The organism is Pseudoxanthomonas sp. GW2 (assembly GCF_000283075.1).
Classification (GTDB): domain Bacteria; phylum Pseudomonadota; class Gammaproteobacteria; order Xanthomonadales; family Xanthomonadaceae; genus Pseudoxanthomonas.
The window spans coordinates 1-9,374 of the sequence record NZ_ALIP01000123.1 but is presented as its reverse complement, the minus strand read 5'-3'; the positions used below and the strand labels follow the sequence as shown (position 1 = coordinate 9,374).

General features: G+C 73.0%; 9 protein-coding genes. 8 read left to right on the top strand and 1 reads right to left on the bottom strand.

Annotated features, from left to right (window positions below; genetic code table 11):
• Positions 1 to 104: 104 nt before the first annotated feature.
• Positions 105 to 506, top strand: coding sequence for a host attachment protein (locus tag B351_RS0110515; RefSeq protein WP_026010608.1), 402 nt, complete (start codon positions 105 to 107; stop codon positions 504 to 506).
• Between the two features lie 263 nt (positions 507 to 769).
• On the opposite strand, the gene B351_RS0110510 is transcribed toward B351_RS0110515, so the two are convergent.
• Positions 770 to 1,318 carry a DUF3016 domain-containing protein gene (locus B351_RS0110510; protein WP_026010607.1) on the bottom strand — a complete coding sequence of 183 codons (549 nt, stop codon included), beginning with the start codon at positions 1,316 to 1,318 and terminating at the stop codon, positions 770 to 772.
• A gap of 212 nt (positions 1,319 to 1,530) precedes the next feature.
• Between B351_RS0110510 and yedA the strand changes: the two genes are divergently transcribed.
• From yedA to B351_RS0110475, 7 genes are all read left to right on the top strand, one after another.
• Complete coding sequence (gene yedA / locus B351_RS0110505) at positions 1,531 to 2,430, top strand: drug/metabolite exporter YedA (RefSeq protein WP_019398998.1); 900 nt, start codon at positions 1,531 to 1,533, stop codon at positions 2,428 to 2,430.
• On the top strand, positions 2,427 to 3,326 hold the full coding sequence (rarD, locus tag B351_RS0110500) for an EamA family transporter RarD (RefSeq protein WP_019398997.1): 900 nt from the start codon (positions 2,427 to 2,429) through the stop codon (positions 3,324 to 3,326). Before yedA ends, rarD begins: the two co-directional genes overlap by 4 nt.
• 55 nt (positions 3,327 to 3,381) lie before the next feature.
• A complete protein-coding gene (gene mpl, locus B351_RS0110495; RefSeq protein ID WP_019398996.1) occupies positions 3,382 to 4,788 on the top strand; it encodes a UDP-N-acetylmuramate:L-alanyl-gamma-D-glutamyl-meso-diaminopimelate ligase in 1,407 nt (468 codons plus the stop codon).
• Between the two features lie 68 nt (positions 4,789 to 4,856).
• Complete coding sequence (locus tag B351_RS0110490) at positions 4,857 to 5,459, top strand: LON peptidase substrate-binding domain-containing protein (protein WP_019398995.1); 603 nt, start codon at positions 4,857 to 4,859, stop codon at positions 5,457 to 5,459.
• A gap of 100 nt (positions 5,460 to 5,559) precedes the next feature.
• A complete protein-coding gene (locus B351_RS0110485) occupies positions 5,560 to 5,985 on the top strand; it encodes a DUF2231 domain-containing protein (protein WP_019398994.1) in 426 nt (141 codons plus the stop codon).
• Positions 5,982 to 7,367: a sorbosone dehydrogenase family protein gene (locus B351_RS0110480; protein WP_019398993.1), complete on the top strand. Its 1,386-nt coding sequence runs from the start codon at positions 5,982 to 5,984 to the stop codon at positions 7,365 to 7,367. The genes B351_RS0110485 and B351_RS0110480 overlap by 4 nt, the downstream gene beginning before the upstream one ends.
• An 80-nt stretch (positions 7,368 to 7,447) precedes the next feature.
• Positions 7,448 to 9,374, top strand: a 1,927-nt coding sequence (locus B351_RS0110475) for a bifunctional DedA family/phosphatase PAP2 family protein (RefSeq protein WP_026010605.1), incomplete at its 3' end; no start/stop codon positions are given.

Sequence of the window (9,374 nt, the reverse complement as noted above, 5' to 3'; positions counted from 1 at the left end):
GGCGGGTGAACCGCCCCGCCGCGGCCGCCGCTGACGCGACGTGCGCGGGACGCTAACACCTGCCTGCCTAGGCTGGCGGGGCGATCCCCAAAGCAGGAGGCGACATGCGAAGGATTCCCCGTGGTGCCTGGGTGCTGGTGGCCGACGGTGCGTCGGCGCGGTTGTTCACCAACGTCGGTGAGAAGGGCCAGCTGGTGCTGCACCAGGAAGCGGCCATCGCGCTGGATCCCAAGGAAGGCGAGATGCCGGCGATCCTGCCGCCGGAGGTGGGGGCCAAGGAGGCCGAGGAGGCAGGCTTCGCGCGTGAACTGGCGCGGCGCCTGAACGAGCACGCGCTCAACGGCCGCTTCCAGCACCTGGTGCTGGCGGCCGACCCGACCACCCTGGGCTACATGCGTCCGTTGCTGCACGAGGAGGTCCGCAGCCGCCTGCTGGCGGAAGTGGCGAAGAACTACACCAACCTGCGGCGCGAACAGATCGAGCAGGCGCTGGCGCCCGACTTCTGAGGTCCCCGCCGCGCGCCGCCGGCCGCCGGTCCCGGGCGTTTGCCGGGGCCGGACGAAGCTTCCCGTGGTCTTGCGCGTGGTCCGCTGTGCGGGGCAGCGGGGCAGCGGGGCAGGGCCAGGACCGGGCGCCGGGCGCCGGGGCCGTTCCCGGCCAGGGCGGTCACCGCCGGATCACCAGCCCGCCGCCCCCCGCCATCGGTCTGCCGGAAGCGTCGGCATCAAGGCGGCGCGGGCGGCACGATGCAGTCCGCGCCGCCAATCCCTCAGGCCGCCGGCGACGGCAGCTCCTTGCGCAGCCAGTCGTCGATCATGCGCTTCTCGTAGCGCAGGGCATCGCTGTCCTGCGGCGCGCCGCGCTGCAGGTAGGACACGTCGTGCAGCTTGCGCTCGCCCTCGGCCAGCACCCGGCCGTCGGCGCCGGTGATGCGGAACTTCAGCTCCATGCGCGGCGGATAGTGGTCGCGCATGAAGCGCACGTGGTCCAGGTTCGGACCGCGCCACGGCTCGTAGCGGCCGGCACGCTGGATGTCGGTGATGGTCACTTCCATGCGCGCGCCCTCGGGCAGGCGCTTGGCGGCGTTCTTCTGCAGGTGCCGGGCCAGCTCGGCGACCCAGTCGCCATGCGCGGCTTCCCAGCGGTTGCCGCTGTAGCGCAGGTCGGAGAACTGCGCCGGGTCCTCCCAGGACACGCTGACCGGATCCTGCTCCGGCAGCGCGCGCGGGGCATCGGGATCGGTGACGCTCCTGGCGGCCGGCGCCACGGCCGGCAGCGCGGCCAGGGCCAGCAGCAGGAGCATGGATGGGGCTTTCATGTTCCGCTCCGGTATCGCGTTGACCTGCAGCGAATATGCGCCCGCGCGCATGCCCCGGCAAGGTGGCGCGGGCCAGCCGTTGCGGTCGCTTCAGGCGCACGGCGCAACGCTTTCCTTGCGCCGGATGGCCCCGGAACCACGCCTTCCGACACGGTGCGCGAGGGGCGCACGGCGCTAGAATCGCAGGTCCGATCCTTCCCCCCGGATTCCGCATGAGCGTTCCCGCGCAGGCCCCGGCGCGCGCCGCCGGGCTGGCCATCGTTTTCGCCCTGGCCATCGTCTACGTGGTCTGGGGTTCGACCTACCTCGGCATCCGCTTTGCCCTGGAAGGCGGATGGCCGCCGCTGCTGGCCGTCTCCGGCGCGCGCTTCGTCGTCGCCGGCGCGGCCATGTACGCCTTCCTGCGCTGGCGCGGGGTACCGGCCCCGACCCGCGCGCAGTGGAAGAACCTGGCGGTGATGGGTTTCACCCTGCTGCTGCTGGGCAACGGCTGCGTGGTGCTGAGCGAGCAGAGCGTGTCCTCCGGCCTGGCCGCGGTGGCGGTGGCCTCGGTGCCGCTGTGGATGGGCGTGTTCGGCGCGATCTACGGCCAGCGCCCCACCCGGATCGAATGGCTGGGCATCGCCATCGGCTTTGCCGGCGTACTGTGGCTCAACGCCGGCAGCAGCCTCACCGCCAGCCCCGTGGGCCTGGTCCTGCTGCTGGTGGCGCCGGTCGGCTGGGCGTTCGGCTCGGTGTGGTCGCGCGGGCGCGACCTGCCGTCGCCGTTCATGGCCGCGGCCGGGCAGATGCTGTGCGGCGGGGCCATGATCGTCGCCACCGGCCTGCTGCGCGGCGAGTCGCTGCCGGCCGCGCCGACCCTCCACGGCACCCTGGCCCTGGGCTACCTGGCGCTGTTCGGCTCGATCGTGGCCTTCAGCACCTACGTGTGGCTGCTGCACCACGTGCGCCCGGTGCTGGTCAGCAGCTACGCCTACGTCAACCCGGCCATTGCCGTGGCCCTGGGCGCGTGGCTGGCCGGCGAGCGCTTCACCGCGCACGACCTGGGTGCCATGGCGGTGATCCTGGCCGGCGTGGTCACCATCACCCTGGCGCGGGTGCTGCGCCGATGAGCACCGCCGCTCCGTCCATCGACCGCCGCGGCCTGGCGGTCACCGCCGGCACCTTCGTGCTGTGGGGCGTGGTGCCGGTGTACTGGCACCTGCTGAAGAACGTGCCGGCCATGCAGATCATGGCCCACCGCGTGGTCTGGAGCGCCCTGCTGGTGGTGGCCTGGCTGCTGCTCAGCGACGGCCTGGGCTGGCTGCGCAGGCTGGCCGCGCAGCCGCGCGCGCTGCCGGCGCTGGCGCTGAGCGCGGTGCTGATCGCGTTCAACTGGGGGTTGTACATCTGGGCGGTCAACGCCGGCCACGTGGTCGAGACCAGCCTGGGCTACTTCATCAACCCGCTGGTCAACGTGGTGCTGGGCGTGCTGGTGCTGCACGAGCGCCTGCGCCGGGTGCAGTGGATCGCGGCGGGCTGCGCCGCGCTGGGCGTGGCCTGGCTGACCGTGCAGGCCGGCTCGCCGCCGTGGATCGCGCTGGGCCTGGCCGCCTCGTTCGGCCTGTACGGGCTGGTGCGCAAGCTGGTGGCGGTGGATCCGGTGGCCGGCCTGGGCCTGGAAAGCCTGTACCTGTTCCTGCCCTCTCTGGCCTACGTGCTGTGGGCCGAGGCCGGGCACGGCGGCAGCTTCGCCAGCGGCTGGGGCTGGGGCACGGACCTGCTGCTGGTGTTCGGCGGCGTGGTCACCGCGGTGCCGCTGATCGGCTTCGCCTATGGCGTGCGCCGCATCCCGCTGAGCGTGGTCGGGCTGCTGCAGTACATCGCCCCGACCCTGCAGCTGCTGCTGGGCGTGTGGTTCTTCCACGAGCCGTTCGGTGCCGGCCGCGCACTCGGTTTCGGCGCGATCTGGCTGGGACTTGCGCTGTACGCGGGCGAGGGCCTGTGGCGCGCGCGCAGCCGCTCCTAGCCCGCAAACGGCAACGGCGCCACAAAAGCCGGCGCCGCTGGGCGACAATCGCGGCATGACCACCACCATCCACATCCTCGGGATCGCCGGCACCTTCATGGGCGGCGTGGCGGCGCTGGCGCGCGAACTGGGCTACAGCGTCGAAGGCAGCGACCAGGCGGTATACCCGCCGATGTCCACCCAGCTGGAGAAGCTGGGCATCCAGCTGCGCCAGGGCTACGACCCGGCGCATATCTCCCCCGGCGCGGTGGAGGTGGTGATCGGCAACGCCCTCTCGCGCGGCAACCCGGCGGTGGAGCAGGTGCTGGACGACGGCCGCCGCTACACCTCCGGCGCGCAGTGGCTGGCCGAGCACGTGCTGCCCGGGCGCACCACCCTGGCGGTGGCCGGCACCCACGGCAAGACCACCACCACCAGCCTGCTGGCCTTCCTGCTGCAGGCCGCCGGGCGCGACCCGGGCTTCCTGGTCGGCGGCGTCGCCGAGGACTTCGGCACCTCGGCGCGGGTGGGCGGCGGCCGCGAGTTCGTGGTCGAGGCCGACGAGTACGACACCGCGTTCTTCGACAAGCGCAGCAAGTTCGTGCACTACCGGCCGACGGTGGCGATCCTCAACAACCTCGAGTACGACCACGCCGACATCTTCCCGGACCTGGCCGCGATCCAGCGCCAGTTCCACCACCTGGTGCGCACCGTGCCGCGCGCCGGCCGGCTCGTCGTCAACGGTGAAGACGCGCACCTGGCCCAGGTGCTGGCGATGGGCTGCTGGACCCCGGTGGAGACCTTCGGCCTGGAGGGCGCGGAGGTGGCCATCGCGCGCGCCGGCGGCGGTGCCGGCTTCGACTGGAGCGCGCGCCTGCTGGCCGCCGACGGCAGCCAGTTCGTGGTGCTGCATGACGGCCGCGAAGTGGCGAGCGTGCACTGGCCGCTGCTGGGCCGGCACAACGTGCTGAACGCGCTGGCGGCGCTGGCCGCGGCGCACGCGGTGGGCGTGTCGCCGGCCGATGTGGCCCCGGCGCTGGCCGGCTTCCACAGCGTCAAGCGCCGCTTGGAGGTGCTGGGCACCCCGGCCGGCGTCACCGTGTACGACGACTTCGCCCACCATCCCACCGCCATCCGCACCACCCTCGAAGGCCTGCGTGCCAGGGTCGGCGATGCGCGCATCGTGGTGGCGATGGAGCCGCGCAGCAATTCCATGCGCCTGGGCGCCCACGCCGACGCGCTGGCGCCGTCGCTGGACATCGCCGACGTGGTCGTGTTCCTGCATCGTCCGGAGCTGGCCTGGGACGCCGGCAAGGTGGTGGCCGCGGTGCGCGGCCAGGCGCAGGCGGTGCCGGATACCGACACCCTGCTGGCGCGCCTGGGCGAGCTGGTGCAGGCGGGCGACCACGTGGTGTTCATGTCCAACGGCGGCTTCGACGCGGCGCCGCGGCGCTTCGTGGCGATGCTGGAAGGGCGCGACTGACCACGCCGCCGTGACGCCGCCTTGAACGGGCGGCGTTACCCTGCCGGCGAGCCGAACGCCATCGCACCGTGCCCAGTACCGAAGCCCTGCCGCTGTTCCCGCTGCACACCGTGCTGCTGCCCGGCGCGCCGCTGGGACTGCGCGTGTTCGAGCGCCGCTACCTGGATCTGGTCGCCGAGTGCGGCCGCCAGGGCCGCAGTTTCGGCGTGTGCATGATCCTGGAGGGCGAGGAGAGCGGCGCGCCGGCGACGCCGGCGGCGTTCGGGGTGGAGGCGCTGATCGAGGACTTCGGCAGCGAGCCGGGCGGGGTGCTGACCCTGGCCGTGCGCGGTGCGCGCCGGTTCCGGGTCAGCCGCACCAGCGTGCGCGACAACGGCCTGCTGGTCGGCCAGGTGCGCTGGCGCGACCAGCGGCAAGAACCCGGCAGCGGCGCGCGGCTGCTGCCCGAGCACGCGGTGCTGGGCACGCTGCTGGGCGAACTGCTGCAGAAGGTGGGCGGGCTGCACGACGCACCCAACCTGCGCCTGCTGGAGGACGCCGAATGGGTGGGCTGGCGCCTGGCCGAGATCCTGCCGATCAGCGACGAGCAGCGCCTGGCCCTGCTGCAGCAGGACGACCCGCACCGGCGCCTGCAGCAGCTGCTGCTGTGGATGGACGACCACGTCACCTGAGCGGACAGGCCGTACACGTGGCCATGAGGCGGCCGCGGCGACCATGGGGGCTCATCCACCGTCCATCGACGCCACGGCGTCCCGTCCCGGAGGACCTGCCATGGTCGCAACCGTCGAACGGCGGCCTGCACCCGCCTTCCATTCCGTCCACGCCCTGCTGCTCGGCGGCGCCCTGTCGCTGATCCTCGGCACGCTGCTGGCCGACATCGCCTACGCGCGGACCTACGAGATCCAGTGGATCAACTTCGCCGCATGGCTCAACGTCGGCGGCCTGGTGTTCGCCGCCGCTGCGCTGGTCTGCGCGCTGCTGGGGCTGGTGCCCTCGCGCCGCACCCGCGGCTCGGCGCTGCATTGCCTGCTGTGGGCGGTGGCGTGGATCCTCGCCTTGCTCAATGCCCTGGTCCATGCGCGCGACGCCTGGGCCGCGATGCCGATGGCGCTGGTGCTGTCGGTGCTGGTGTTCGCGGCCGCGCTGGCGGCCACGTTCTTCGCGGCCTGGCCGCTGCGCGCCGGAGGTGTGCGATGAACCGCCTGGAGCTTGTCGCCGCCGCCTGTGCCGCCGTCGTGCTGGCTGGCTGCAATCCCTCGCCCGGTCCGCTGCAGCACGGCGCCAACCCGGAACTGCCGGAGCCGAAGCGCGGCCTGCTGCCGTCGATGAAGATCGCCGACCCTTCGGAGTGGGGCGACCAGGTGCCGGTGGTGCCGGAAGGTTTCGAGGTCCGTGCCATCGCCCGCGACCTGCGCATCCCGCGCCAGACCCTGGTGCTGCCCAATGGCGACATCCTGGTGGCCGAGGGCCGCGGCGGCAACGCGCCCGCGCTCAAGCCCAAGGACGTGATCGCCGGGCCGATCAAGGCCGCCGGCACCACCCAGGTGCCCAGTGGCAACCGCCTGACCCTGCTGCGCGACGCCGATGGCGATGGCGAGTACGAGCTGCAGACGGTGTTCGCCGAGGACCTGGACGCGCCCTACGGCCTGGCCCTGGTCGGCAACGACCTCTACGTGGCCAACCAGGACGCGGTGGTGCGCTTTGACTACCAGCCGGGCATGACCCAGGCCCGCGCCGGCAAGCCGCAGGTGCTCACCAGGCTGCCGTCGGAGATCAACCACCACTGGACCAAGGCGATGGCCGCCAGCGCCGACGGCCGCTTCCTGTACGTGGGCATCGGCTCCAACAGCAACATCACCGAGCGCGGGATGATGGCCGAGCAGGACCGCGCGGTGGTCTGGGAGATCGACACCGCGACCGGCATGCACCGCGAATACGCCGGCGGCCTGCGCAACCCTACGGCGCTAGCGATCCAGCCCGGCAGCGGCCAGCTGTGGGCGGTGGTCAACGAGCGCGACGAGATCGGCCCGGACCTGGTCCCCGACTACCTGACCTCGGTGCGCGAGGGCGGCTTCTACGGCTGGCCCTGGGCCTACTGGGGCCAGAACGTCGACACCCGGGTCAAGCCGGAGAACCCGGAGAAGGTCGCCGCCACGATCACCCCGGACTATGCCCTGGGCGCGCACGTGGCCGCCCTGGGCCTGGACTTCTCCAGCCCGGTGATGGGACCGGAATACGCCGAGGGCGCCTTCGTCGGCATGCACGGCAGCTGGAACCGCGCCGAGCCGGTGGGCTACAAGGTGGTGTTCGTGCCGTTCCGCAACGGCCGACCTGCTGGCGACCCGATCGACTTCGCCACCGGCTTCCGCGACGACGACGGCACCACCCGCGGCCGCCCGGTGGGCGTGACCGTGGATCCGCGCGGGGCCCTGGTCATCGCCGACGACCTGGCCAACATCGTCTGGCGGGTGGCGCGGACCGGCGCGGCTGCGCCGCCGCCGGGCCCCCCGCCGCCGGCCACGGACCAGGCCGGCGGGGAGGATACGGAGACGCTGCCCGAGGCCGGTACCGGGCCCTGATCCGGCCGCCGCCGGGGCCGGGGGGTGCCGGCGGCGCGTTCCTACAGCGTCCGTTGCGGGGCGGCTCCTATAATCCGCCGATGAATTCTTCCTGGATGGAAGCCACCCTGGCCTGGATCGGGGAACACCCCCTGCTGGCCGGCGTGGTGATCTTCGCGATCGCCTTCTGCGACGCGCTCATCATCGTCGGGGCCGTGGTCCCGGCCCTGCCACTGCTGTTCGCGGTGGGCGTGCTGATCGGCATGGGCGAGATCTCCGGTCCCTACGCGGTGGCCAGCGCCGCGCTCGGCGCCCTGGCCGGCGACGCCATCAGCTACTGGGTCGGCCTGCGCTGGGGCGACCGCCTGCGCGGGGTCTGGCCGTTCAGCCGCTACCCGCAGCTGCTGGAGCGCGGCGAGACCCTGTTCCGGCGCAATGCCTTCAGCGCGATCCTGCTGGCCCGCTACGTCGGCGCGATCCGCCCGTTCGTCCCGGCCATTGCCGGCATGGCCAGGATGCCGGTGCGACGCTACTTCACCGCCTCCGGCCTGGCCTGCGTGTCCTGGGGCGTGCTGTTCCTGGCCCCGGGCTGGGTCCTGGGCCGGGCCTACGACGCGGTGGCTGCGGTGGCCGGCCACCTGGTGGTGGTGCTGGGCCTGCTGCTGGCGGTGCTGGCGCTGGCCTGGGCGGTGGTGCTGTACACCTACCGCTGGTTCGCCGAGCACGCCGACGCCGTGCTGGCGCGGATGCTGGCCTGGTCGCACCGGCATCCGGTGCTGGGCGAGTATTCGGTGGCGGTGTTCGACCCGCAGCGGCGCGAGTCGGTGCCGCTGGCGCTGCTGGCGGTGCTGCTGCTGGCCATCGGCTGGGTGTGGTTCGCCCTGCTGCTGGTGGTGGTCGGCCACGGCGAGCCGCTGGGCGTGGACCTGGCGGTACACCAGCTGATGCTGTCCCTGCGCAACCCGCTGGCCGACTACCCGCTGGCGGCGCTGGCCTCGCTCGGCGACTGGCCGGTGCTGGCCCCGGCCTGCGCCGCGGCGCTGGGCTATTTCGCCTGGCGCCAGCGCTGGATGGCCGCCGCGCACTGGCTGGCGGCGCTGGGCTTCGGCCTGGCCCTGACCTGGCTGCTGGGCGCGACCATCAACGTGGTGCGCCCGCCCTCGGCCAGCAGCGGCTTCGGCTTCCCCTCGATCGCGGTGACCATGTCCACCATCGCCTTCGGCTTCTTCGCCGTGCTGATCGCGCGCGAGCTGCCGGGGCGCGACCGGGTCTGGCCGTACATGGTCTCCGGCCTGGTGGTGGCGGTCATCGGCTTCGCCCGCCTGTACCTGGGCGCGCACTGGCTCAGCGACGTGGTCGGCGGGATGCTGCTGGGCATCGTCTGGCTGCTGGTGCTGGGCATCGCCTACCGCCGCCGCTTCAACCGCTCGTTCTGGGTCAAGCCGGTGGCGGCGGCGTTCTACGGCGTGTTCGCGTTGGCCGCGCTGTGGTACGCGCCGCGCAACATCGAGGCCAAGCTGGCCAAGTTCGAGCCGCCGGGGCCGGCGATCGAGGTCCAGGACCTGCAGGCCTGGTGGCAGCGCGACTGGGCGCTGCAGCCGGCGCGCCGCAACGAGTTCGACGACGCCCAGCGCTGGCCGCTGGACGTGCAGGTGGCCGGCCCGCTGGGCCCGCTGCGCGAGCGCCTGGAGGCGCAGGGCTGGAAGGTGCAGCCGCAGGCGCGCTGGGAGCAGGCGCTGAACATGTTCGACGAGGACGTGTGGCCGGCCGGCGTGCCGGTGCTGCCGGCGACCCTGGACGCACGCACCGAGGCCCTGCTGATGGTGCGCGAGGGCGCCCGCCCGGACCGCCGCATCGTGCTGCGGCTGTGGGCGGCGCCGGTGCAGCTGCGCCCGGGGCACCAGCCGCTGTGGATCGGCACCGCGCAGACCCTGCACTTCACCCCCGCGTTCGACGTGCTGGCCACCTGGCGCCCGCATGCCGACGCCGACCCGGCGCTGGAGCGGATCGTGGAGGCGGTGGCCGACC